We start from the raw sequence: 24,827 nt of genomic DNA on the forward strand, positions 1-24,827 counted from the left end.
GTATGGTCCGTGTGCATGCTTAAGGGATGCTTGCTCCAGACCTGACGCGTGAACTCGGCACCGTCCCCGACTACGACCGGTTCGCCACCGTCGACGAGGTCAACGAGTACCTGACCCGCGTCGCCGCCACCTACCGCGGCCTGGCCTCGATCGACCGCATCGGCACCTCCCGCCTCGGCGATCCCCTCCTGTGCCTGACCGTCGGCGACGGCGACCGCGACATCGTCGTCGCCGCGGGCCCCCACCCCAACGAGCCCATCGGCGGCCTGACGGTCATGCACCTGGCCACCCGCCTGTGCGAGGACCCCGCGGTCCGCAACGGCGCCCGCTGGCACATCGTCGGCTGCCTCGACCCCGACGGCACCCGGCTCAACGAGGGGTGGTTCGCCGGGCCGTACACCAAAGCCCACTACGGCCGGCACTTCTACCGCCCCGCCGGGGACGAACAGGTCGAATGGACCTTCCCCTTCACCTACAAGCGCTCCTATTTCGACCGCGTCCTGCCGGAGACGCTGGCCCTGATGCGCCTGATCGACCGCACCCGCCCGGCCTTCCTGACCACCCTCCACAACGGGGAGCTGGGCGGCGTCTTCTACTACCTGTCCCGCCCCGAACCCGAACTCCAGACCGTCCTGGCCGAACTCCCCGAGCTCTTCGGCCTCCCCCTGCACGTCGGCGAACCCGAGCACCCCGCGATCGGCCAGCTCGCCCCCGCGATCTTCCTCACCCCGCGCATGGAGGAGACCTACGACTACGTCGAGGCGCTCGGCCAGGACCCCACCGAGGTCATCACCGGCGCCGCCTCCGACACCTACGCCGCCCGCTGGGGCACCCTCTGCCTGACCGCCGAACTCCCCTACTGGGTCGACCCGGCCGCCGGGGACACCTCGGAGACCTCGATCCCGTACGGGGAACTGATCCGCGCCCAGGCCGCCCACCTGCGCGAGACCGCCCAGATCCTGGAGGAGACCCTCACCGGCGTCACCGCCGACCTGGTCAGCTCCTCCCCCTTCATCCGCGCCTCGCGCTTCTTCATCCCGATGCTGGCCAGCATCGCCGCCACCGACGAGAACCGCTCGACCGCCCCCTCGGCGTCCCGCTGCGCGACCGCCGCCGAGGTGTCGTCGTGCCGCGACCTCGTGCACAGCTACCGGCTGCGGTTCGGCGGCATGCTGCTGCGCGCCCTCGAAGGGGAGATGGCCATCGGGAACGGCACCCCCGCCATCCGCCGCGGCTGCCGCGCCCTGTCGGAGACCTACGAAAAATGGTGCATAGACGCAGAAAACGAGATGTCCGACGAGACGATACCCATCGCTCACCTGGTGGCCATCCAGTACGGCGCGATCCTCGCCGGGGCGCGGCACGCGCTTGGTGCGCACGAGCACCCGGGAAACACGCTAAAGTCTTCTTCGTGAGGCCGGGTCCTGCGGGGCTCGGAAGATCACGCGGAAGTGGCTCAGGGGTAGAGCATCACCTTGCCAAGGTGAGGGTCGCGGGTTCGAATCCCGTCTTCCGCTCGGTGGAGTGGCCGAGAGGCGAGGCAGCGGCCTGCAAAGCCGCGTACACGGGTTCAAATCCCGTCTCCACCTCTAGGTCGTCACGAGATCTCGTGAAGTCCGCTAGAGTAAGAACGTGTCGCGGAGGTTAAGCCGAAGCGGCCACGCGGAAGTGGCTCAGGGGTAGAGCATCACCTTGCCAAGGTGAGGGTCGCGGGTTCGAATCCCGTCTTCCGCTCGGAAGTTTGCTTGGACGATTAGCTCAGCGGGAGAGCGCTTCCCTGACACGGAAGAGGTCACAGGTTCAATCCCTGTATCGTCCACTCTCGAAGACGGGCGACCTGCGGTCGCGACTTTTGTCGCTCCGCGGGTCTTCTTCGTTTTTACACGGGGGGACGACCCCCCGAACCCCCCGATACGAGAGGGCTGACGCCCCCTCGCGCTCCCCCTGGTCCGCTGTCGCGGCCCCTTCGTCGCTTTCGCTCCGGGTCGCTTCGCTCCTTGCGAAGGGCCCCGCCCCTCGCGCTCCCCGCACAGGCCTCGCTTCGCTCGGGCGGATCTCGCTTCGCTCGGATTGAGTTTGTGGGTCTCAGCTGGCCGGGGAGCCAACTCGGGAGCCAATTCTCAGGCGGCTGCTTAAGTCACTATCGGCGGCTTTCCCACATGCCGCGCTTGAGCGGACTGGGCACATTGCTCCCTTATGGCCCGGGCTCGATGCATGTGGGGAAAGCGCCTGGGCGGACTGGCGATTGCTTGCGAGGGCTGTGGCTCGCGTTCGATCTGCTGCCTTGCGGTGCTGTGGGGGTCGCGACTGGGGGGTCACGCGGGATCTGGGAGGTTTATCGAGGCCAGTTTCTTTTCGTCGGTCACTATTTTGATCTCTGTGATTCGGTTCTCGGTCACGGTGAATGCCATGAGGGACAGGGGGGTGCCGTTTTCTCGCCGGGTCAGGAAGCCGGGGAGGCCGTTGACTCGGACGGACTGTCCTTGGGTTGCCTTGCCGGTGGTGGCTCTGGAGGTTGCGCCTGCGGCTACCTGAGTGGCGCCGAGGATGACCACCTTGCTCTCGGGGGTGTCCACGGTCAGTTTCACCTCTGGGTGGAGGACTCGGAGCAGGGCCTCGAAATCGCCCTCTCGGGCGGCTGTCAAGAAAGCCTGGACTAGCTGGCGCTGTTCTCGTCCTGCGGTCGGCGGGTGGTCGGGGGTGCGTACTTTTCTTCTGGCTCGGCTGGCCAGCATTTTGGTGGCGTCGGTGGATTTGCCGAGGATGTGGGCGATCTCGTCGAAGGGGACCCCGAACAAGTCGTGGAGGACGAAGGCCAGGCGCTCGCTCGGGGTCAGGGACTCCAGGACCACCAGGAGGGCCAGGCCCACCGAGTCCGCTATGGCGGCGTTCTCCTCCGGGGCGGGACCGTTGTCCGCCGTCACGACTAGGTCGGGCAGCTGGTCTTCCCGGTGGGTCTGGCGGGATCTCAGGAGGTCGAGGCTGATTCGGCCGACCACTGTGGTCAGCCAGGCGGCGAGGTTGTGGATGGTGCCGGTGTCCTGGCGGGAGAGCCTTAGCCAGGCCTCCTGGACGACGTCTTCCGCGTCGGCGTGGGAACCGAGCATGCGGTGGGCTACGGCGTGCAGGCGGGGGCGCTGGGCTTCGAACGCCTCGTCCACCGGGATTTTCGGGGTGGGGCCGGACATGGTGTTACCTTCCTCGGTGCTGCTCCGTCATCGGTCATGACGTGCCTAGACGGGCACAGGTAACCGATGAAGGGGCAGAAACGATGGAAGCACGGATGAAGAGCCGGGCGGACGCCGATGTGACGACGGCCGTACGGCATCTCTACAAGGCTGTTCACTCCGGCGGGGTCGATCCGCGGCTGCTCGGGCTAGTGCATGTGCGGGTCAGTCAGATCAACGGGTGCAGCCCGTGTGTCTTCGCTGGGGTGGCCACCGCCAAGAAGCACGGGGAGACCGATGAGCGGCTGCACAACCTGGTCGCGTGGCGGGAGACGCCGTTCTTCACCGAGGCGGAGCGGGCGGCGCTCGCGCTGGCCGAGGCGGCCACCCGCATCCAGGACGGCGCGCCGGGGGTGACCGACGAGATCTGGGACGCGGTGGCCGCTCACTTCGACGAGAAGCAGCTGGCGGCGCTCAATCTGGAGATCGCGCTGACCAACTTCTTCAACCGGATCAACCGTACTCTCCGGGAGCAGGCCGGGAAGGCCTGGTGAGCTAGCCCACTCCCAGGGCGGTGGCGGCGGTCTCCAGGGCGGCGAGGTGGTCGTCCACGGTGCGGAGGCCGGCGTTCATCGTGTTGATCGAGATGTGGGTCGCGCCGTGGTTCCGCCACTCTTCGGCCAGGACGGCCAGCGCCTCGGGGTCGCCCTGCCAGGACAGGCGGCCCTCCATGCCCAGGGTGGCGGGGTCGCGGCCCGCCGCGGTCGCGGCCTCGTCCACGGCGGCCTTCGCCTCGGTCAGTTTGGGGCCGGGGGGCATCTGCGGGAACCAGCCGTCGGCCAGGCGGCCCGCGCGGCGGTAGGCGGGGGGCGACTGGGCGCCGAACCAGACCGGGATCGGGCGCTGCACCGGGAGCGGGGCCAGGCCCGCGCCGGTCACCCGGTCGAACTCTCCCGTGAAGGTGAGGGAGGGTTCGGTCCAGAGGCGGCGGAGGAGGGGGACCTGCTCGTCGATGCGGCGGCCTCTGGTGGTGAAGTCCTCGCCCAGGGCCTCGTACTCGACGTGGTTCCAGCCCAGGCCCACTCCCAGGCGGAACCTCCCGTTGGTGAGGATGTCGACCTGGGCGGCCTGCTTGGCGACCAGGGCCGTCTGGCGCTGGGGCAGGATGATGATCCCGGTCACCAGCTCCAGCGAGGTCAGGGCGGCCAGATAGCCGAACAGGACCATCGGCTCGTGGAAGGTCGTGTGGACGTTGTAGGGGCCGTTCCAGTTCTCGTGTACGGCCGGGTCGGCGCCCAGCACGTGGTCGTAGGCCAGCACGTGGCCGAAGCCGAGTTCCTCGACCCGCTGTCCGTAGGCGCGCACCGCGCCCACGTCTGCGCCGATCTCCGTCTGCGGGAAGACTACGCCGATCCGCATCTGCTGCTCCTCCTGAAGATCGCTCTCTGGACTGTCATTCCCCGTTCGGGGTCAGTTGGTTCTGGTGTTCGCGAGGTGTTCGCTCAGGTAGCCGACCCAGATTCGGCCGGTCTCGCCCGCCGCGTCGTCGAGGACGTAGATCCTCGGTGCCCGGGGAGCCCACCTGCGTGACGTGATGTGCGCGCCTCCATGAGGATCCTCCCGCCGGGACGGGAACGTCCTGGCCTCAGCGGAACCTGGAGTTGCCGGTCTTGGGGCGCGTCGGCGAGCGGGCGGTTCTGTCAGTGGCGTCGTTCACACTCTCCCTCACATGCGTCTTTCCGAGGGGGTTCCGTGGCGGGGCGGAAGAAGAAGGGCCGGGGCGAGGAGTTCTGGCTGCTGGTCGCGGTGGTCGGGGTCGTCGTGGTGGCCACGGTGTGGTGGTTCGCCAGGACGTATCCGGAATGGGCCATCGCCGCGGGGATTCTGCTGCTGGTGGCGATCATCGGCGGGCTGGTCCTCCGCCACCGCTCCATCGAGGCCGACCGGCGGCGCTTCCTGGCCGCGAACACCGAGCTGGCGCGGGTCGACCGGCTCTCGGGCCCGGAGTTCGAGCGGCTGATCGCCGAACGGCTGCGCGGCGACGGGTTCCGTCAGGTCACCCGGCGCGGCGGCACGGGTGACGGCGGGGTGGACATCACCGCCAACGCGTTCGGTCACGGGCGTTATGCCGTGCAGTGCAAGCGGTATCGGGGCACCGTCGGCGCGCCGGAGGTGCGCAACTTCCTGGGGGCGCTGGCGAACGCCTTCTCCGGGCACACCGGCATTCTGGTCACCTCGGGAAAGCTGACCCGGCAGGCCAAGGCCGAGGCCGCGACGGCCCGGCAGCCGCTGATCATCCTCGAACGCGACGAACTGGCCGACTGGTTACTGGGCGACATCACCCTGCTTCCCGCCCCACCCAGGCACCCGCCCGCCGAGGGCGAAGTCGCCTGAACCCGGCCGCTCGGCGCAGGCCTGTGACGGCATACCGCACAGGGACTCGATCACCTCAGCCCTGTTGGCTCCCTACCCAGCTCCCCCAGCTGGATGTGAGCCTGTGAGGGTATGCCTTGCGCAGCCTCCATGACCTCAGCCCAACCGTGGCTCCCACGGCTCGGCACGAACGTGTGTGGCATGCGGATCACCTCCGCCCGACTGAGCCACTACAGGACTCCTCGTGCTCGGCGCGAGCCGTGGCTAGGTACCGCACGGGACCTCGATCGCCCTCGCAGGGCCGGGTCCTTCTCTGACTCGCGGGGCCTCACGGCGGCTCAGTCGACGCTCGGCTGGTGTTTCCAGACGCGGCCGTGGAAGACGAAGTAGCCGTCGCCCTGGGGTGAGGCAGGGAGGGACTCGACGCGGAGCGTGGCGTAGCGGCCCTCGGTGCTGCGGGCGCAGAGTTGGTCGCCGGGCCGTAGGTCGGCGAAGGCCACGTTCTTTCTCCAGGTGGTGACCTGGGCGCAGCGGGTGGGGGTCGCGTCGGGGTGGGGCTCGATTTTCGCCAGGGCGGCTGACTTGGCGGTGTGGAGGTGGCCGGGTTTCATCCAGAGGTCGCCGTTGGGGGCGCCGGCGGGGTTGTCGAGTTCCTGGCGCCAGTAGTCGATCTCCACTGAGGCGAAGCCGGGCTCGGTGGCGTGCAGTTTGACCTGGCGTTCCTCGTTCACCTCACCAGGCGGGTCGATGGGCCCGGGCGGGGGTGAGGCCGGGTCTGCGGTGCGGACGTCTGCGGGGGGCTCGGTCTGGAGTTGCGGCAGGATCACCGTGATCGACACGGGCACGGAGATCGTGAGGACCGGGATCAGGATCAGCAGCGGCATGCGCCGTCGACGACGGCCACCGTGTGGTGGGGTGATGACGGTTTCGTCGTGGAGCGCTCCAAAGGGGACGCCGCCGGTCATCGCCGTGCAGGCGCGGACCAGGTCCTCGGCCGTGGGGCGGTCGGCCGGGTTCTTGGCCAGGCAGCGTTCGGCCAGGTCGCGGAGTCTCGGGTCGGTGACGCCGGACAGGTCGGGGGGCTGTTCCACGACGCGGCGGAGGACGGCCTGGTCGGTGGGGCCCTCGCCGAACGGGGGACGGCCGGTGAGGGCGTACACGAGGAGGGAGCCGAAGGCGAAGACGTCGGCGGCGGGGCCGGTGTGGCGGTCGTCGGCGATCTCCTCGGGGGCCATGAAGGCGGGGGTGCCGACGCGCTGGCCGGTCAGGGTGAGCTGGGTGCCGCCGACGGCGCGGGAGATGCCGAAGTCGATCAGGCGGGGGCCGTCTTCGGTGAGCAGGACGTTGGCCGGTTTCAGGTCGCGGTGGACGATCCCGGCGGTGTGGACGGCGGCCAGCGCCTCGGCAAGGCCGGTCGCGATCGTGGTCACCACCGCCGGGGGCAGGGGGCCCGCGTCGCGCAGGGAGGGGCCGGGCACGTAGGCGACCGCGAGCCAGGGCGGGCCCTCGGCGGGGTCGGGGTCGGCGTCTATGAAGGCGGCCACGTAGGGGCTGTCGACGGTCTTGAGGGCGCGGATCTCGTGGGCGAAGCGGCGGCGGAACAGCGGGTCGTCGGCCAGTTCCGGGCGGATGAGTTTCACCGCCGCGACCTCGCCGTCGCCGCGTTCGCCCAGGTAGACCTGGCCCATCGCGCCCGCGCCGAGACGGGCCCACAGCCGGAAGCCGCCTGCTTCCAGGGGTCCCCTGGCGGCCAAGGGGCGGACGGGTTCTCCTCGCCGGGCCAGGTCTTCGGCCTTGGCTCTGCGGCGTCGGCGTTCCATGTCCCGCACGAGGTCGTCGTCGCCGTCGCAGGCCCGCACGTAGGCCTCGACCATCTCGGCGGTGGGCAGCGTGTAGCCCGAATCTGCCTGGGAGAGGCTGGAGAACGCCACGTTGGCGGCCCTGCCCATGTCCCGGTAGGAGGGACGTCCCGCCTGGTCTCTGAGCCGCCGTAATTCGGCGGCGAACGCGGCGACCGGGCCGTCGGCCTCGTCGACCACTCTCTTCTCGCGTGCCAACCCCAGCCTCCACGAACACACGTAGAACCGGGCTCGCAGCCTAGCCGCCGGACCGTGTGTTCGGCGGTCGTTCGCGCTTTGTGCGGGCCTCTCCCGCACATCCTCCCCGGCCGGGAATCTGGCCTCACCAGCCACTTGACCAGGAGGAACCGATGTCAGCGACGTCGCGGACCCGCACCGCCAGGGCCGCACTCACCTCACTCGCCGGGCTCGCGCTGGGCCTGGCCGTGCTCACCCCCCAGCCGGCCGCCGCGGCCGGGCCGTGCCCCGACGGGAAGGTCTGGGCGCAGGCGCACGCCACCGGCGACCACCGGTGCGTCTCCCCCACCGAGGTCGGCCGCCGGATGACCCCGTTCGACCCGGCCCGGCACGGTTTCAGGTTCGACAACCAGTTCCAGACCCAGCCGGTCGCCGAGGTGCGGTTCGGCGGGCTGTGCGGTGGGTGGTCGTACGCGGCCCTCGACCACTTCTTCCACGGCCGGCCGATCCCCACCCAGAACACCGTGCCGCCGGACGGGTCGGTGCTGCACCGCTACCTCTACGACCGCCAGATCGAGTCGATCACGCCGAACCTCGACAAATGGACCGAGCTGACGGTGAACCCGTTCGGGTGGCGCACCGCCGAGTTCTTCAACTGGGGACTCCAGGGGTTCAACGGGGGCCGGCTGCAGGAGCTCCGGGAGGGCATCGACGCCGGGAGGCCGGTGCCGCTCGGCCTGTTCAAGCCGACGGGGAACCTGCTCGGCCCGCACCACCAGGTCATCGCCGTCGGCTACGAGCTCGGGCGGTACGCCGGGGACTTCGGGCCGCACCAGACCGACCTGCGGATCTTCGTGCTGGACCCGAACTTCCCCGGCCGGGTCAGCACCCTGGTGCCGCAGCCGTCGACGCACACGTACACGTATCTGGAGCACCCGGACAAGGTGTGGCGGACCTACTTCGTCGACACCCGTTACCGGCCCCGGAACCCGCCGGTGTTCCCCAACCCTCCCGCGCCCGTTCCCCACATGGTCAACGAGCTGATCGTGGAGCTGACGACGGGCGGGGACGACCTGCGGGGCGGGAGCGACAACGTCAACGCGACGATCGAGATCGACGGGCAGCCGGCCGTCGTGGTGCCCAACCTGAACCGGGGGGCGCGGTGGATCGGCTGGCACACCCAGACGGTCCGCATCCCGCTGACCCGGCCCGCGCCGCCCGCCCATTTCGCCCGGCTGACGCTGACGACGACCTTCGGCGGCGGCATCGGCGGTGACAACTGGAACCTCGACCGCCTGAAGATCAGCAGCCCGCAGGGCAAGGTCTTCTTCGAGCGCTCGGGCGCCCCGCTGGTCCGCTTCACGGGCGACAACCGCCCGTTCATCGCCCCGCTCCGCTGACCGCACCGGACCAGGCCCGGCTCCTCGACCGGCCACACGGCCTGAACAGGAACCGGGCCTGACACCGGGCTCACGACCGCCCACGCCAGCGTCCTGAGGAGCCAAACCAGACCGGGCCCTCGATCGGCCGCGTCGACCTGAGCGAAGACGACCCAAATCCGTAGTCGCCCGATCCTTTTGAGAGGGGTGGCCACTCCTCTGTCGTCGGGGAGCGGTCCGGGCGCGGGTGGTGGGCGCCGGTTGCGGGGCGGAGCGGGGGCGGTGGTCGGGGCCGGGGTGGGCGGAGCCGTAACGGAAGAAGAAGGCTTTGTACGGCCGCGGAAGTTTTAACCCCGCCGGAGGCTCTCTTCGCGGGGCGCGTGGTGGTGTGGGAATGTGGGAAACGAGAAGATCGCGCGGGTGCGGGCGCGGCCGGTGGTGGTGCCGATGGCGCGGCCGCTGCGCACCGCTTCCGGGGCGGTGGCGGACGCTCCCCTCGTCCTGTTCGACCTGGTCACGAGCGGTGGGGTCACCGGGCGGTCGTACATCTTCGCTTACGACGCGGCGCTCCTGCCCGCCCTCGTCTCGGTCGCCGACGGGATCGCGGAGAGTCTCACCGGCAGGTCTGTCGCCCCGGCCCGCCGGATGTGGGAGCTCCAGGATCGGTTTCGGCTTCCGGGTATGCAGGGGCTGGTCGGCATGGTCGTGTCGGGGATCGAGATGGCGCTCTGGGACGCCCTCGGCCACCTCACCGCGAAACCCGTCGCGACGCTGCTCGGCGGGGAGCCCGTCCCGCTGCGGGCCTATGACAGCTACGGGATGGCGGAGCCCGGCCAGGAGCTCAAGGACTCGGTCGACGCCGGGTTCCGGGGCGTGAAGATCAAGCTGGGGTACCCCGACGCCCGGCGGGACGTCGAGGTCGTCAGCCGGGTCCGGGAGATCATCGGGCCGGAGGTCGCGTTGATGGTCGACTACAACCAGTCCCTCACCCCGCAGGAGGCGCGCCGCCGCATCGACAGCCTGCGCGAGTTCGACCTCTACTGGATCGAGGAGCCCGTTCCCGCCGAGGATCTCGCCGGGCACGCCTATGTGCGCCGCACCACGGGAGCCATGATCCAGACCGGTGAGAACTGGTGGTTCCCCGAGGGGTGCCGGGCCGCCATCGCGGCGGGGGCGTGCGATTTCGCCATGTTCGACCTCATGAAGATCGGCGGGTTCACCGGCTGGACGCTCGCCGCCGGGCAGGCCGGCGCGGCCTCGCTCCCGGTCTCCAGTCATCTGTTCGTCGAGGCCAGCGCGCACGCGATGGCCGTCACCCCGTCGCCCGGGTGGGTGGAGTACCTCGACCTGGCCGGGCCGGTCGTGCGGGAGCCCTGCCGGCCGGTCGACGGGCACATCACCCCGAAAGGGCCGGGGCTGGGCATCACGTGGGACGAGGACGCGATCGAAAGGCTTTCACCATGAGGATCCTGGTCGTGGGCGCCGGGGCGGTCGGCGGATATTTCGGCGGGCGGCTCGTCCAGGCGGGGCGGGACGTCACGTTCCTGGTCCATCCCCGGCGGGCCCGGCTCATCGAGCGGCGCGGGCTGCGGATCACCGGACTGGGCGAGGAGACGACGCTGCATCCGTCCACGGTCCTGGCGGATGAGATCACCGCGCCGTTCGACCTGGTCCTGCTGTCGGTGAAGGCCACCGCGCTCCCCTCCGCCATGGACGATCTCGCGTCGGCGGTCGGGCCGGAGACGCTCATCCTGCCGACGCTCAACGGGATGCGGCACATCGACGCGCTGGAGGCGCGGTTCGGTGAGCGGGCGGTGCTCGGCGGGGTGGCGATGGTCAGCACGACCGTCGACGACGAGGGGGACATCGTCCGGCTGGCCGACGTGCAGAGCCTCACCTACGGCGCGCGCGGCGGCCCGGCCCCGGACCAGCTCGTCGGGGTGCTCGGCGGGGCGGGTTTCGAGACCCGTCAGTCGGCGGACATCGTCGCCGACATGTGGGCCAAATGGGTGTTCATCGCCTCGACCGGGGCGGTCACCTGTCTGATGCGGGGGACGATCGGGGAGGTCGCGTCCACCCCCGGCGGGGCCGGTTTCGCCGAGGCGGTCCTGGACGAGTGCGCGGCCGTCGCCGAGGCCGCCGGGCACCCGGTGCCGAAGGAGACGCTGGAGAGCACCCGCCAGACGGTCACCGCGCCCGGGTCGCCGCTGACGTCGTCGGCCTACCGCGACCTGGTCGGCGGACGGACGGTCGAGGTCGAGGAGATCTTCGGCGACCTCGCGGCGCGCGCCCGGCAGCTCGGCACGCCGGTCCCGCTGCTCGACCTGGTCACCCTCAACCTCCGCGTCTACCAGGGACGACAGGCATGACCGCCCAGTTCGGCGACTTCCAGAACGAGATCTACGCGGGCGGCCTGCGGGGGCTGCGGCCGGGGCTGCCGATGACCTTCGACGATCTGGAGGCCAGGGCCGAGCCGGCGCTGCCGCCGTCGATCTGGTCGTATGTCGCGGGCGGTGCGGGCGACGAGCACACCCAGCGCGCCAACGTCGCGGCGTTCCGGCGCTGGGGGCTGGTCCCGCGCATGCTGGCCGGGGCCGCGCGGCGCGACCTCTCCATCGATCTGTACGGTATGCGCCTGCCCACCCCCCTCTTCATGGCCCCGATCGGGGTGATCGGCCTCTGCGCCCAGGACGGCCACGGCGACCTGGCCGCCGCCCGGGCGGCGGCCCGCACGGGCGTTCCGATGATCGCCTCGACGTTCTCCGTGGACCCGATGGAGACGGTCGCCGCGGAGTTCGGCCGGACGCCGGGCCTGTTCCAGCTCTACACCCCCGCCGACCGCGACCTGGCCGAGAGCCTGATCCACCGCGCGGAGGCGGCCGGGTTCGGGGGCGTCGTGGTCACCCTCGACACCTGGGTCACCGGCTGGCGCCCCCGCGACCTGAGCACCGCCAACTTCCCGCAGCTCCGCGGCTTCTGCCTGGCCAACTACACCTCCGACCCGGTCTTCCGCGTCCCCGGCGAGGACGTGAGTGACACCGTCGCCCGCTGGGCGAAGATCTTCGGCAACCCGCTGACCTGGGACGACCTCCCCTGGCTCCGCTCGACCACGAAGCTGCCGCTCCTCCTGAAGGGCATCTGCCACCCCGACGACGCCCGCCGCGCCAAAGACGCGGGCGTGGACGGGATCTACTGCTCCAACCACGGCGGCCGTCAGGCCAACGGCGGCCTGCCCGCCCTCGACGCGCTGCCCGGCGTGGTCGAGGCGGCCGGCGGGCTGCCGGTGCTGTTCGACTCGGGCGTCCGTTCGGGCGCCGACGTGGTCAAGGCTCTCGCGCTCGGGGCCACCGCCGTCGGGATCGGCCGCCCGTACGCCTACGGGCTCGCGCTGGGAGGCGCCGACGGGATCGTCCACGTGCTCCGGACGATCCTCGCCGAGGCCGACCTGATCATGGCCGTGGACGGCTATCCGACCCTCGCCGACCTCACCCCGGAGGCCCTGCGGCGCACGGCCTGACCGGCGGGTGCGCCCCCGCAGGGCACCCGCCGGAAAAGCTAACGCATTATCGCGTCAACCGGAATATTGACTTTTCCGATCTCGAATTGGAAAGACCCGACAAATGCCGTCACTATTCCACGTCGACGGTGAACTCCTGCCACGCGGTCTGCGACGCGAACGGCCCTCCGTTGGCCTGGATGCGCCAGCGGAGCCGCCAGCCATCCCGCAGAACCCCCTCGGGCACGGCGATCCGCACCTCTTCGCCCGTGGCGGGGTAGTCCTCGTCCAGGCCCGACCAGATGTAGCCGGCGCCCTGCTCCGGCGCGTCCGGGTGGTGCTCGATCTCGAAGACCACGTACGTCGACTGGATGAACGGATGCGTCACGACGGTCCGCACCTCCGGGGTCAGGCTCGGGACCACCGTCACCCCTCCCGACGTGGACGACGGGGTGAGTTCGGGCGCGCCGATCTCGGGGAGGGCACTGGACACGGTGCCGGACTTCCACGGCGACCAGGCGGAGACCGTGCCCGCCGTCGTGTTGTGGGCGCGGGCGCGCCAGCGGATCCGCCAGTCGTCCTGCACCAGCCCCTCGGGGATCCGGAGCGACGGCTTGGGGTTGGTGGACGGGGGCGTGGTGGCGGTCCAGATCAGCCCGCTGCCCTGGGCGGGGACGGCGGGATCGTGGCCGACCTCGAACTCGGCGGCCAGCGCGCCCCCGGCCGGGTCGGTCAGGTACGCGGCCACCCGGGGAGCCGGGCCGCGCACCCAGATGTCGTCGCCCTCCTGATGGCTCTCCGGCATGTACGCGCCGCTCGTGTGGGGGGCCGAGTAGGCGTCCATGGTGATCGAGAGGATGGGGACGGTGGAGCTCTCCCTGGTCCTGAACTGCCACAAGCCGTCGTCGGTCGTCTCGTCCGGAGACTGGAGCACCAGGCCGTGGTTGTCCGTGCCGGACTCCCATTCCTGGACGATGTCCGTCACCGGCCACTCCACCGTGTCGGGGTAGACGGCGCAGAACTTCGTGACCCCCTTGGTGGCGACCTGGGCGTCGTCGGACGTCGAACCGGGCGTGTTGCCCCAGTGCAGGAAGCCGGCGGACCAGGCGTCGGTGACCCGGCGCACCTGGATCCCCTCGCCCACCACGGGCCCGCACGCCGGCGAGCCGGTGGCGGTGAGCCGCAGCGTGGCCGACCGGATGACGCCCTCGGGCAGCGAGGAAAGGTCGAACCGCAGGTAGCCCCGGCTCACGCTGCCGGGGCGGCTGCCCGCCGAGAGGCTCGACTGATCGGGCCGCGCGGGCGAGTTCGCGTCGTGGGCGGTGGACACCCCCACGTCGTCGGCCGGACCGAGGTTCCGCACGACGACGAGGCTCGGCGGATCGGCCGCCGCAGGGGACGGGACGGCGGCCGGTGCGGCCGCCGTCAGCAGTGTGACCAGCAGGGAGAGCGCCCTCATCAGGCTCCTTGGGATGCGGAGACGATCAATGGCATCGCGCAAGGAAACTAACAAATTCTCCCGTTAAATCGAAATATTGACTTTTGCAGAATCGAAGACGAAATGACCGACAAACGCCGTCTATTTGCGGTGAGGGCCGGTCATCACCATTCGGTCGGTCGATTCCTGGGCGGGACCGGTGCTCTCCGGCGAATAACTGTTGCCGGGCGGCGGGACGAAAGTCGCCCCCGCCCGCACCAGCAGTGTCGTGCCCGGGATGTGGGCCGTGACGCCGCCGCCGGGGTGGGTGACCATGCCGAAGGCGCGGCCGGGCGGCGGCTTGGGCGCGGCGAACCTGGTCCACTTCCCCGCCCGGCTCTGCCAGAGCGGCTGGTCGAGGCCGTAGTCGAACCAGACGCCCCCGGCGCCGTCGGGCTCGATCTCCTCCGGCGGGGCGGTGCGCGGCGGGGCCGAGGTCGTCCACTTGCCGCCACGCCGGTGCAGGACGGGAAGGCGGTCGCCGTCCAGGACCGAGCGACCGGCGAGCCACAGTTCTCCGTTCTTGCCGACGGCCACGTCGTCGAGCCGGAGGATCGAGCGGCTGCTCTTCGGCGCGGTCACCGGCACGGCGGTCAGGGCGCGGCCGTTCCAGCGGTACACGGCAGGAAGGCCGCCTTCGATGTCGTCGTAGACGGGCTTGCCCGACTTGTGGCGGCCGACGACCCAGACATCCTTCGCGCTCCGGGCGTGGATGGCGCCGATCTCGAATTTGGCCGGAGTGGGCACGGTGTGCCAGCGCCTGCCGTCGTACCGGATCAGTTTCCCGCGCTCCGCCAGCCACGCCCCGCCGCCGGGGACGGCGGCCAGGAGGTCGGCCCGGCCGGGGCGCATGGACCGCCAGACCTTCGTGTCCCAGCGGTAGGCGGCGAACTCGGTGAGCACCCACACGTGGCCGCGTGACGCGGTGGACAGGGCGGCGACGGAGCCCGGCGGCTGGGGCGCCACCCGCCACCGCCTGCCGTCGAAGCGTTCGAGCACGGCGGGCTGCGATCCGGCGGCCCAGATGTTGTCCGGGCCACCGGCCGACACCAGGCCGAAGGCATCGTGACCGGCGCGGGGCTTGAGGGGCGCGTACCGCCAGACGGACGTGTCGGCGGCCGGGGCCACCCCCACGCTGCCGGCCAGAACCGCTGCGAGAACGACTAAGTGCATGTTGCATTATTTCGACGGATCGTCATCTTTTGCGTCAAACGACCAATCTGGTGGGTGATCCACCGTGTGACACGGCGTTCCACGCGGGTGAACTCCTGCTGGAACGCCTTCCCTGATGTGAGAGCGATGAAGATTCTGGCCGCCGCGCTGGCGGTCGTCGCGGCGCTCGCCGCGTTCACCCCCGAGCCTCAGTGGTCCGGGACGAAGTTCTGGGCCTGGGGGCTGAACACCAGTGGCCAGTTCGGCGACGGCACCACCACCGGCAGCCCCAGCCCCACGCTCGTCGGCCGGTTGCCGGCCGGCCACCCCTATCACCCCGTCGCGGCCCGCATCCGGCAGGTGGCGACCGGCGGCACGTTCAGCGCCGGGGTCAACGACCGGGGGAACGTGTTCCAGTGGGGCGGCCTCCCCGGTGTCGTCGACGCGACGACCCCGCAGCAGGTCTACGGCCTGCCCTACGTCACCGCCGTCTCCGTCGGCGACCGGCACGTCCTGGCGCTGGCCACCGACGGGACCGTCTGGGCGTGGGGCGACAACACCTACCGCCAGCTGGGTGACGGCACGACCACCAGCAGGCCCGTTCCCCGGCAGATCGCCGGCCTGACCGGCGTCCGCAGCGTGTCGGCCGGATACCGGTACAGCCTGGCCGTCAAGCTCGACGGCACGGTCTGGGCCTGGGGCCACAACGGCTACGCCGAACTCGGCGACGGCACGACCGTCAACCGGCCGGTCCCCGTCCAGGTCACCGGCATCTCCGGGGTCCGGACGGCCCTCGCCTCGCGCAGCGGCGTCCACTCGGCGGCGGTGAAGACCGACGGCACGGTCTGGACCTGGGGCGGCAACGCCTCCGGGCAGCTCGGCATCGGGGCGGCGCCCCGGTCGTACGTGCCGGTGCGGGTGCCCGGCATCACGGACGCGGTGATGGTCATGCCCGGCGAGAAGTCGACCTTCGCGATCGCCGGGGGCCGTCTGTACGCCTGGGGCGACAACACCGATGGACGTCTCGGCGACGGCACCACCACGGCGAGGCGCACCCCCACGATCACCCCGATCATGGGCCTGACCTGGGCCGACCCCGGCATGGGCGGCACCTCGGCCGGGACCACCGCCGACGGCGACGTGCTGACGTGGGGCGACAACACCGCCGGCGCGCTCGGGACCGGGTCCGCGGCACCCTTCAGCACGACCGCCGAGCCCGTCGACATCAGCGCCACGGTGAGCACGATCTCCGTGGGCCGCTCGACCGTCCTGGCCGTCACCGGCGTCCAGCAGCCCGACCCGACCCCGACCGACCGGCCGAGCCCGCCGACCACGGTGCTCGTCCCCGACGTGACCGGCCTGTTCGAGGACACCGCCGTCACCCGGATCACCTCGGCGGGCCTGCGCCTGGGCGCGGTGATCCCGTGGGTCGACCGGCTGTGCAACGACGTCGACCAGGTCACCGGCCAGAGTCCCGACCCCGGCACACCGGTTGCCCTCGGCTCCGACGTCGACATCACCGTCGCCGTCGCACCGGCCGGACCGTGCCCGTGACCGGCCGGAAGCCGAAGCAGACCGCCCCGCCCACCCGGAACGACCAGCGCCGCCCGAGACCGGCGCCCACGCCGAAAACCCCACGGCGGAGTGTCGCCCCCGCCCGCTAGTTTGGCCGGGTGACGTTACCCCGCTCCGTCGAGGAGGCCGTGGCCGCCGAGGCGTCCGGCCGGCCGCCGCGCTACCTCTACTTCTGGGGCCACCGCCCACCTCGCGACGGCGGGGTGGGCGCGGGCTGCCTCAGCCAGTGGTGGGAGGCCGAGTTCACCGAGGACGGCCACGTCTTCCGCTCGGCCGAGCACTACATGATGGCCCACAAGGCCTGGCTCTTCGACGACGCCGAGACCGCCGCCGCCGTCCTCGCCGCGCCCCATCCTGGCGAGGCGAAGAAACTCGGCCGCCAGGTCCGCGACTTCGACGAGGCGGTCTGGACGGCCCGCCGCTTCGCCGTCGTGGTCCGCGGCAGCACCGCCAAGTTCGGCCAGCACCCCGACTTGCGCGACTACCTGCTCGGGACCAGGAACCGGGTGCTGGTGGAGGCCAGCCCGTACGACCGCGTGTGGGGCATCGGCCTGACCGCCGCCGACGAGCGCGCGGCCTCGGCGTCGACGTGGCAGGGGCTCAACCTGCTGGGCTTCGCCCTGATGGAGGCCCGAGACCGGCTGTCGGAAGCGTCACCGTCATCGTGAGCCCTCCCCCGGGCGTCTCGTCCGGGGTGAGCGAGCCGCCCATGGCCTCCGCCAGGCCGCGTGACAGGGCCAGCCCCAGGCCGACCCCCGAGTGGTTGTCGCGGTCGCCGAGGCGCTGGAACGGCTGGAACACCTGGTCGTGGGCCTCCGGCGGGATGCCGGGGCCCCGGTCGACGACGCGGATCTCGACCTTGTTGTCGTGGGAGCTGGCGGTCAGCAGCACGTAGTCTGGGCTGTAGCGCAGCGCGTTCAGGACCAGGTTGGCCAGGACCCGCTCCAGCAGGGCCGGGTCGGCGTTCACCTCGGGGAGGTCGTCCGGCACGTCGATCCGCACCCGGGGGTCCTCGACGGCGCGCGGCAGCACCTCGGCCAGGGCGACCGGTTGCGAGACGACGCCGAGGACGCCGGCCTGCAACCGGCTCATGTCGAGGAGGTTCTCCACCAGCCGGGTCAGCTTCACGAGCGACTCGTCGGCGGTCTCCAGCAGTTCGGCCTCGTCGGAGGGCGACCAGGTCACGTCGGTGCTGAGCAGGCTCTCGACCGCCGCCTTGGCCGAGGCCAGCGGGGTGCGCAGGTCGTGGCTGACGGCGGCGAGCAGGGCGGTGCGCATGCGGTCGGCCTCGGCCAGCGGCTTGGCCTGCTCCGCCTCCTCCTCCAGGCGGCGCTGGCGCAGCGCGACGGCGGTCTCGGCGGCGAAGGCCTCCAGGACGCGGCGGTCGGAGGCGCCCAGCAGCCGTCCCCGGACGGCCAGCACCAGCCTCTCGTCGATCACCACGTCGGTGTCGGAGACGCCGGGGCTCGTGCACGGCACGCCGCCCGCGCTGGCGACGATGCGCCACGCCTCGGGGTCGGCGCGGTCGTCGGGGGCGGCGGGGCCCCGGCGTTCGAGCAGGGTCACCGAGGTCAGGCCGTAGGTCTCGCGGAGGCGGGCCAGCAGGGACGGCAGCGCCGCCTCCCCGCGCAGGACGTGGCCCGCCAGGGTCGACAGGACCTCGGCGTCGGCGCCCGCCATGGCGGCCTCGCGCGTGCGGCGGGCCGCCAGGTCGACCACGAGGCTCACCAGGACGGCGACCAGGACGTACACGAACAGAGCCAGCAGGTTCTGCGGGTCGGCGACGGTGAGCTTGTCGACCGGCGGGGTGAAGAAGTAGTTGAGCAGCAGGAAGCCGAGGACGGCGGCGGTGATGGCCGGCCACATGCCGCCGACCAGCGCGACGATCACGACCATCAGCAGGAACAGCAGGATCTGGCCGGGCAGCGCGAGCAGATGGCGCAGCGGGTAGACCACGGCCGTCAGCGCGGGCATCCCGGCCAGCGCCGTCGCCCATCCGGCGACGCGGCGGGTGCGGGTCAGCGCGGCGCGGGAGCCGGGGCGCGGCAGACCCCGCCGCGCCTGCTGATGGGTGATCATGTGGACGTCGATCGACCCCGACCGCGCGATCGTCTCGGCGCCCACCCCCCGGAAGAGGATCTGGGCCAGCCGCCCGCGCCGCGAGGCGCCCAAGACGAGCTGGGTGGCGTTCACCCCGCGGGCGAAGTCGAGCAGCGCCCGGGGCACGTCGTCGCCGACGACCTGGTGGTAGCTCCCGCCCAGCGACTCGACCAGGGCCCGCTGCCGGGCGAGGTGGACGGGGTCGCCCCCGATCAGGCCGTCGCCCCGGGTGACGTGGACGGCCTGGAGGTCGGCGCCCTTGGTCCGGGCCGTCACCCGGGCGGCGCGGCGGATCAGCGTGTCGCCCTCGGGGCCGCCGGTCAGCGCCACGACGACGCGCTCGCGGGCCTCCCAGGTGGTGGCGATGCCGTGTTCGGCGCGGTAGCGGTCGAGCTGGTCGTCGACCCGCCCGGCCACCCAGAGCAGCGCCAGCTCGCGCAGCGCGGTCAGGTTGCCGACCCGGAAGTAGTTGGACAGGGCGGCGTCGACCTTCTCGGGGGCGTAGACGTTGCCGTGGGCCATCCGGCGGCGCAGCGCCTCGGGCGACATGTCGACCAGCTCGATCTGGTCGGCCCGCCGGACCACCTCGTCGGGCACCGTCTCCCGCTGCGGCACGCCGGTGATCTCCTCGACGACGTCGTTGAGTGACTCCAGGTGCTGGACGTTCACCGTCGTCACCACGTCGATCCCGGCGTCGAGCAGCTCCTCGACGTCCTGCCAGCGCTTGGCGTTGCGGGAGCCCGGCACGTTGGTGTGGGCGAGCTCGTCGACCAGGGCCACCTTCGGGCGGCGGGCCAGCACGGCGTCGACGTCCATCTCGGTGAAGGCCGCGCCCCGGTGGACGAGCTCGCGCCGGGGCACCGCCTCCAGACCGGCCAGCAGCGCCGCCGTCTTCGGGCGGCCGTGCGTCTCGACCAGGCCGACCACGACGTCGCGGCCCCGGTCACGGGCGCGGCGGCCCTCGCCGAGCATCGCGAAGGTCTTGCCGACGCCCGGCGCGGCGCCCAGGTAGACGCGCAGCCTCCCCCGAACCGTCATCCGCGCCGGTCACCCGCCGGGACGCCGGAACGGCGGCGGGAACCGGCGCGGGCGCATGCCGCCCCGGCCGGGCGGTCGCGTTCCCTCCCGGCGCGGGCGGCCCGGCGGGCGTCGCTCGCGGTCGGTGGTGCCTCTCGGGAGCATTCGACGTTCACCCCCCGATGCTTTCAGGTCATCCGACATGGACGTGCGGCCTCCTCAGCGGATCGGGCTCGGCCAGCCGGAGCACCTCGCGGGTCAGCGGGGGCACGTCGCCGCCGCCGAAGATCAGGTACCGGAGCATCTCGGTGATCGGGTTGCCCTCGGTCCAGTGGAAGTAGATGTTGGGGACCTCGCCGGTCCGGTCGCGGAGGTAGAGCAGCAGCGCGGCCAGGGCGTTGGCCACGGTGGAGCTCTCCACCCTGAGCACCTTGTTGCCGAACCGCTCCTCGCCCCGGACGTAGAGCTCGGTCTCGAACTCCGACGCGTCGCTGACCGTGACCTCGACGAACATCGCCTGCTCGGAGGAGCGCAGCCGGTGCATGAACCAGTTCTCGCGCAGCTTGTCGTTGTATTCGGCCTGGTCGCGGCGTTGCGGCTCGTTGGCGATGAGGTGCAGCTCCCCGGAGCAGCACTCGTTGACGAACTCCTCGGCCAGCGGGTCGAGCCGCACCCGCGTCACCCGCAGCTCGGTCGAGCGGGTGGCCCGCGAGATGAGCGAGGTGACCACGATGGCCACGATGAAGAACCCGGCGATCCTCACCCCGTCGGGCCGTTCGACGACGTTGTCGATCAGCGTGTACGCCAGCACGGCGCTGATCACCCCGAATCCCCAGGCGGCCTTCGTCCGGCGTTTGGCCCGGGTGGACAGGCAGCTCGCGATGGCCGCCGACAGCATCAGCACGAGCACGCCGGTGGCGTAGGCGCCGGCCTGCTGGTCGACGTCGGCGTCGAAGATGAAGGTGATGACGAAGGCGATGGCGGTGAGGATCAGCACCAGCGGCCGGACCGCCGAGGCCCATTCGGGGGCCATGCCGTAGCGGGGCAGGAACCGGGGCACCAGGTTGATCAGGCCGGCCATCGCCGAGGCGCCGGCGAACCAGAGGATGGCGATGGTGCTGACGTCGTACAGGGTGCCGAACCACTCGCCGAGATAGGCGTGCGCGAGGTAGGCGAGCGCCCGGCCGTTGGCGCTGCCGCCGGGCTGGAACTCGTGCGCCGGGATCAGCAGCGTCGTGACGAAGCTGCTCAGGATCAGGAACACGCTCATGATCAGCGCGGCCGTGGTGAGCATCGTGCGGGTGCTCCTGATCCGGCGCGGGATGTCCCCCCTGATCACCGGCATGACGGCGACCCCGGTCTCGAAGCCGGACAGGCCGAGCGCGAGCCGGGGCATGACGAGGAGCGCCAGGCCGATCATGGCCAGCGGGGAGGAGTGCCTTTCCTCCAGCAGGCGCTCCCAGGCGCCGAGCACGGCGGGGTCGGTCACGACGTGCTCGATGCCGGCCGCCACGACCACGGCGTTCAGGCCCAGGTAGACCATGACCAGCACGGTCGCCACCCCGACGGCCTCGGTGAAGCCGGTCAGGAAGATCGCCCCGAGGGCGGCCAGCAGGACCAGTGTGATCGGGATCTCCTGGCCCTTCAGTAAGGCGGGGGCGAAGGGGTTCTCGATGATGTGGGCGGTCGCGTCGGCGGCCGAGAGCGTCATGGTGATGACGAAGTCGGTGCCCGCGAAGCCGAGCAGGCAGAGCACGAAGAGCTTGCCCTGCCACGCCGGGACGAGCCGCTCCAGCATCGCGATGGAGCCCGCGCCGTGGGGGCTCTCCCCCGCGACGTGGCGGTAGACGGGCAGCGCGCCGAACAGGGTCAGCGCCACCAGGAACAGCGTCGCGACCGGTGACAGCGCGCCGGCCGCGAGCGCGGCGATGCCCGGCTGGTAGCCGAGCGTGGAGTAGTAGTCGACACCGGTCAGGCACATGACCCGCCACCAGGCGTGCTTCTCCGCCGGGCCGTGTTCCAGCTGACCTCGGTCGGCCGTGAGCCCGTTCAGGAGCCACCCCCGCAGGGTCACGGCCACCCCCTTCATCGACGAAGGGGGAGATTTCTCATGATCGCAGGTGGCCGTCGTAGAACCCGACGGGGGTGGCCTCTTCCCGGTGGGGGGTGCCGTCGAGGCGCTGCCCGAGGGTCCTGGTGAACGCGAGGAACGCCTCGAACCGCAGCAGGGCCTGGAGGTCGTCGGTGGTGACGACGTGGACGAAGGTCAGCCCGTCGTCGAGCCGGTAGGACTGGTAGGTGATCCCGCCGGGCCGTTCCCGGGCCAGTTCGGCGAAGACCTCCTGGGCGAGGCGCACGTTCTCCTCGGCCTTCTCCTGGTCGGCGACGCGGTAGCGGATGATCTGGGTCGGCATGGCCAGACCCTATCGACCGGGGTCACGCGCGTCCCATTTCGCCGGAAAAGCTCCCCTTCGCAGGGGGCTTCTGGAGCGACCTTGGAAAAACTGTCGGCAGGACGTGACAGAGTCGCCGTCACCCGAAAACCTGTTCGAAGGAGCTCGCATGCTCACGACCGACTACCTGCCGGGCGCCCCCTGCTGGGTCGACCTGGGCTCGCCCCGCACCGACGCCTCCGTCACGTTCTACGCGGCCGTGCTCGACTGGGACTTCGAGTCGGCCGGGCCCTGCGCGGGCGGCTACGGCTTCTTCCGTCACGGCGGCAAGATCGTCGCCGCGGTCGGCCCGCTCGACGAGGAGGGCGCGAGCTCGGCCTGGACGATCTATTTCGCCACCCCCGACGCCGACGAGGCGGCGGCCCGCGCCGAGAAGGCGGGCGGCACCGTCCGGGTGGCCCCCTACGACGTGTTCGACGACGGCCGCGCCGCCGCGCTGACCGACCCGGCCGGGGCCGACTTCGCGATCTGGGAGGGCCGGGGCCGCAAGGGCCTCGACGCCGTGACCGAGCCCGGCAGCCTCGGGTGGACGGAGCTCTACGTCGCCAGCCCGCCCGCCGTGGCGCCCTTCTACGAGGCGACCCTCGACCACCAGTCGATCGAGGCCACCGTGGCCGGGGTCGGCTACACCACGATCCGGCTGCCCGGCGGCGACCGCCCGACGATCGGCGGGGTGATCACCCTCAACCCCGGCACCAAACCGTTCTGGCTGCCCTATTTCGAGGTCAGAGACGTCGACGCGGCCGTCGAGGCGACCGTCGCCGAGGGCGGGACCATCCTCGACCCGCCCGTCTCGGTCGAGACCGTGGGCCGTTTCGCCGTGCTGGCCGACCAGTTCGGCGCCCGCTTCGCCGTGATCACGAGCCCCTGAACCGGATGATTTAACACAGGGACCTCCCGTTTCACATCGTGTTCACAAACGGGCAATGGACATGAAATGGCTTCTTGGGAATCTCGGCGTGGCGACCAGAGACGCGGTGCGCCTCCGAGGAAGGGAAAGACGTGACGTTCAAGGCCGAGTACATCTGGATTGACGGCACTGAGCCGGTCGCGAAGCTCCGGTCCAAGACCAAGGTGCTGGCGGACGGCGCCGAGCTCCCCACCTGGGGCTTCGACGGTTCGAGCACCAACCAGGCCGAGGGTCACGACTCCGACCGAGTGCTCAAGCCGGTCTTCTCGTGTCCCGACCCGATCCGGGGCGGCGACAACGTGCTCGTGCTGTGTGAGGTCTACAACGTCGACGGCTCGGCCCACCCGAGCAACACGCGCGCGCTGCTGACCCCGATCGCCGAGCAGTTCGCCGACCAGGAGTCCTGGTTCGGCATCGAGCAGGAGTACACCTTCTTCAAGGACGGCCGCCCCTACGGCTTCCCGGTCGGCGGCTTCCCCGGCCCGCAGGGCCCCTACTACTGCGGCATCGGCGCCGACGAGGTCGTCGGCCGTGACATCGTCGAGGCCCACCTCGACGCGTGCATCGAGGCCGGCCTGAAGATCTCCGGCATCAACGCCGAGGTCATGCCCGGCCAGTGGGAGTTCCAGATCGGCCCGGCCAGCCCCCTCGAGGTCTCCGACCACATGTGGATGGCGCGCTACCTGCTCTACCGGATCGCCGAGGACTACGGCGTCTCCGCCACCCTCGACGCCAAGCCCGCCAAGGGTGACTGGAACGGCGCCGGCGCCCACACCAACTTCTCCACCAAGGCCATGCGCGAGGGCTACGACGCGATCATCGCGGCGTGCGAGGCGCTCGGCGGCGAGGGCAAGGTCGAGGAGCACATCTCGGGCTACGGCTTCGGCATCGAGCAGCGCCTCACCGGTCTCCACGAGACCGCGCCCTACAACGTCTACAGCTACGGCGTGTCCAACCGCGGCGCCTCGGTCCGCATCCCGTGGCAGGTCGAGGTCGACAAGAAGGGCTACATCGAGGACCGCCGCCCCAACGCCAACGCCGACCCCTACGTGGTCACCCGCCTGATCACCAACACCTGCTGCTCGGTCCTCGAGGCCAAGGGTCTCGTCTAGATGTACTTGGCCGAGATCTTGGTGACACGTGGCCGCAGGTGATTGATCATGAAGAAGACCTCCGGGCGTAGTGGAGTTAGCCGCTTCACCCACGCACGGAGGTCTTGATGGGTCACGCTAACGCCCGGCTGACGTTTCACGGCAGATGCCTGCTGGTTCGCCGTGTCGTGTTCGACGGCCGACCTGTCGCGCACGTGGCCGCCGAACTGGGCGTCTCACGCCAATGCGCTCACCGATGGGTCCGCCGTTACCACCAGGAAGGCTGGCCCGGCCTGGAAGAACGGCGCAGCGGACCCCGCACCAGCCCCCGCCGCACCCCGCCCGACATCGAGCAGCGGGTCCTGGTGGCGCGCGCCGAGCTGCGGGCCGGACCCGACCGGCTCGCAGCCGCCACCGGAGTGCCGGCCCGGACCATCACCCGGATCCTGCGCCGCCACGACATCCCCCGCCTGGCCATGTGTGACCCGCTGACCGGCACGCCGATCCGCGCCAGCCGCAAAAGCGAGCGCCGCTACGAACACCCAGCGCCCGGCGACATGATCCACCTGGACGTCAAGAAACTCGGCCGCATCCCCGACGG

At 71.1% G+C, this 24,827-nt stretch carries 20 protein-coding genes and 4 tRNA genes; 16 read left to right on the forward strand and 8 right to left on the reverse strand.

Features of this window, described 5'->3' with window-relative positions; all coding sequences use genetic code 11:
• Positions 1–26 precede the first annotated feature (26 nt).
• The 5 genes from AW270_RS18965 (at position 27) to AW270_RS18985 (ending at position 1,819) form a co-directional block, all read left to right on the forward strand.
• The gene (locus tag AW270_RS18965) at positions 27–1,415 is read left to right on the forward strand and encodes a M14 family zinc carboxypeptidase (RefSeq protein WP_061296075.1); all 1,389 of its coding nucleotides are present in this window, start codon (positions 27–29) and stop codon (positions 1,413–1,415) included.
• Positions 1,416–1,445: 30 nt separating this feature from the next.
• Positions 1,446–1,517 (forward strand) — tRNA-Gly (locus AW270_RS18970).
• A gap of 1 nt (position 1,518) precedes the next feature.
• Positions 1,519–1,589: transfer RNA gene (locus tag AW270_RS18975), tRNA-Cys, on the forward strand.
• A 73-nt stretch (positions 1,590–1,662) separates the two neighbouring features.
• Positions 1,663–1,734 (forward strand) — tRNA-Gly (locus AW270_RS18980).
• A gap of 13 nt (positions 1,735–1,747) precedes the next feature.
• Positions 1,748–1,819 (forward strand) — tRNA-Val (locus tag AW270_RS18985).
• A gap of 496 nt (positions 1,820–2,315) precedes the next feature.
• On the opposite strand, the gene AW270_RS18990 is transcribed toward AW270_RS18985, so the two are convergent.
• The gene (locus AW270_RS18990; protein ID WP_061296078.1) at positions 2,316–3,188 is read right to left on the reverse strand and encodes a sigma-70 family RNA polymerase sigma factor; all 873 of its coding nucleotides are present in this window, start codon (positions 3,186–3,188) and stop codon (positions 2,316–2,318) included.
• Positions 3,189–3,283: 95 nt separating this feature from the next.
• Here AW270_RS18990 and AW270_RS18995 point away from each other — a divergent pair, with 95 nt between their 5' ends.
• Complete coding sequence (locus tag AW270_RS18995) at positions 3,284–3,721, forward strand: carboxymuconolactone decarboxylase family protein (RefSeq protein ID WP_369408995.1); 438 nt, start codon at positions 3,284–3,286, stop codon at positions 3,719–3,721.
• Position 3,722: 1 nt separating this feature from the next.
• Here the strand turns inward: AW270_RS18995 and AW270_RS19000 are convergent, their stop codons facing one another.
• Positions 3,723–4,586 carry an LLM class F420-dependent oxidoreductase gene (locus AW270_RS19000; protein ID WP_061296083.1) on the reverse strand — a complete coding sequence of 288 codons (864 nt, stop codon included), beginning with the start codon at positions 4,584–4,586 and terminating at the stop codon, positions 3,723–3,725.
• 333 nt (positions 4,587–4,919) lie between these two features.
• On the opposite strand from AW270_RS19000, the gene AW270_RS19005 reads away from it, so the two are divergent.
• Positions 4,920–5,561 carry a restriction endonuclease gene (locus AW270_RS19005; RefSeq protein ID WP_061296086.1) on the forward strand — a complete coding sequence of 214 codons (642 nt, stop codon included), beginning with the start codon at positions 4,920–4,922 and terminating at the stop codon, positions 5,559–5,561.
• A gap of 317 nt (positions 5,562–5,878) precedes the next feature.
• Here AW270_RS19005 and AW270_RS19010 read toward each other — a convergent pair whose 3' ends face one another.
• Positions 5,879–7,597, reverse strand: a complete 1,719-nt coding sequence (locus AW270_RS19010; protein WP_218009266.1) for a protein kinase domain-containing protein — start codon at positions 7,595–7,597, stop codon at positions 5,879–5,881.
• A gap of 152 nt (positions 7,598–7,749) precedes the next feature.
• Between AW270_RS19010 and AW270_RS19015 the strand changes: the two genes are divergently transcribed.
• From AW270_RS19015 to AW270_RS19030, 4 genes are all read left to right on the forward strand, one after another.
• Entirely contained in the window at positions 7,750–8,976 is a 1,227-nt protein-coding gene (locus tag AW270_RS19015) for a hypothetical protein (RefSeq protein WP_061296090.1), read from the forward strand.
• Between the two features lie 375 nt (positions 8,977–9,351).
• Positions 9,352–10,419 (forward strand): enolase C-terminal domain-like protein, encoded by a 1,068-nt coding sequence (locus tag AW270_RS19020; RefSeq protein ID WP_218009267.1) that lies wholly within the window; start codon positions 9,352–9,354, stop codon positions 10,417–10,419.
• Positions 10,416–11,324 (forward strand): ketopantoate reductase family protein, encoded by a 909-nt coding sequence (locus tag AW270_RS19025; protein WP_061296093.1) that lies wholly within the window; start codon positions 10,416–10,418, stop codon positions 11,322–11,324. Before AW270_RS19020 ends, AW270_RS19025 begins: the two co-directional genes overlap by 4 nt.
• A complete protein-coding gene (locus AW270_RS19030) occupies positions 11,321–12,472 on the forward strand; it encodes an alpha-hydroxy-acid oxidizing protein (RefSeq protein ID WP_061296096.1) in 1,152 nt (383 codons plus the stop codon). The genes AW270_RS19025 and AW270_RS19030 overlap by 4 nt, the downstream gene beginning before the upstream one ends.
• 112 nt (positions 12,473–12,584) lie before the next feature.
• Here the strand turns inward: AW270_RS19030 and AW270_RS19035 are convergent, their stop codons facing one another.
• Together AW270_RS19035 and AW270_RS19040 are read right to left on the reverse strand one after the other, a co-directional pair.
• Positions 12,585–13,910, reverse strand: a complete 1,326-nt coding sequence (locus AW270_RS19035; RefSeq protein WP_061296099.1) for a DNRLRE domain-containing protein — start codon at positions 13,908–13,910, stop codon at positions 12,585–12,587.
• A gap of 120 nt (positions 13,911–14,030) precedes the next feature.
• Positions 14,031–15,101 carry a ligand-binding sensor domain-containing protein gene (locus AW270_RS19040; RefSeq protein ID WP_061296101.1) on the reverse strand — a complete coding sequence of 357 codons (1,071 nt, stop codon included), beginning with the start codon at positions 15,099–15,101 and terminating at the stop codon, positions 14,031–14,033.
• Positions 15,102–15,227: 126 nt separating this feature from the next.
• Between AW270_RS19040 and AW270_RS19045 the strand changes: the two genes are divergently transcribed.
• Together AW270_RS19045 and ybiA are read left to right on the forward strand one after the other, a co-directional pair.
• Positions 15,228–16,634: an RCC1 domain-containing protein gene (locus AW270_RS19045; RefSeq protein ID WP_061296103.1), complete on the forward strand. Its 1,407-nt coding sequence runs from the start codon at positions 15,228–15,230 to the stop codon at positions 16,632–16,634.
• 119 nt (positions 16,635–16,753) lie between these two features.
• Entirely contained in the window at positions 16,754–17,323 is a 570-nt protein-coding gene (ybiA, locus tag AW270_RS19050) for a riboflavin biosynthesis intermediates N-glycosidase (RefSeq protein ID WP_061296106.1), read from the forward strand.
• Here the strand turns inward: ybiA and AW270_RS19055 are convergent.
• The 3 genes from AW270_RS19055 to AW270_RS19065 all read right to left on the reverse strand — a co-directional run bounded on the left by AW270_RS19055 (position 17,256) and on the right by AW270_RS19065 (position 22,186).
• On the reverse strand, positions 17,256–19,793 hold the full coding sequence (locus AW270_RS19055) for a DUF4118 domain-containing protein (RefSeq protein WP_061296108.1): 2,538 nt from the start codon (positions 19,791–19,793) through the stop codon (positions 17,256–17,258). The genes ybiA and AW270_RS19055 overlap by 68 nt on opposite strands.
• Positions 19,794–19,965: 172 nt before the next feature.
• Positions 19,966–21,846, reverse strand: coding sequence for an APC family permease (locus AW270_RS19060; protein WP_245674763.1), 1,881 nt, complete (start codon positions 21,844–21,846; stop codon positions 19,966–19,968).
• A 34-nt stretch (positions 21,847–21,880) separates the two neighbouring features.
• On the reverse strand, positions 21,881–22,186 hold the full coding sequence (locus AW270_RS19065; RefSeq protein WP_061296112.1) for a hypothetical protein: 306 nt from the start codon (positions 22,184–22,186) through the stop codon (positions 21,881–21,883).
• Between the two features lie 148 nt (positions 22,187–22,334).
• Between AW270_RS19065 and AW270_RS19070 the strand changes: the two genes are divergently transcribed.
• The 3 genes from AW270_RS19070 to AW270_RS19080 all read left to right on the forward strand — a co-directional run.
• Positions 22,335–23,096 (forward strand): VOC family protein, encoded by a 762-nt coding sequence (locus tag AW270_RS19070; protein WP_061296114.1) that lies wholly within the window; start codon positions 22,335–22,337, stop codon positions 23,094–23,096.
• 131 nt (positions 23,097–23,227) lie between these two features.
• Positions 23,228–24,247, forward strand: a complete 1,020-nt coding sequence (glnII, locus tag AW270_RS19075; RefSeq protein WP_061296117.1) for a glutamine synthetase — start codon at positions 23,228–23,230, stop codon at positions 24,245–24,247.
• Positions 24,248–24,354: 107 nt separating this feature from the next.
• The coding region (locus AW270_RS19080) for a helix-turn-helix domain-containing protein (protein WP_157522208.1) at positions 24,355–24,827 on the forward strand (473 nt) is incomplete at its 3' end.

Source organism: Herbidospora cretacea, assembly GCF_001570605.1.
Classification (GTDB): domain Bacteria; phylum Actinomycetota; class Actinomycetes; order Streptosporangiales; family Streptosporangiaceae; genus Herbidospora; species Herbidospora cretacea.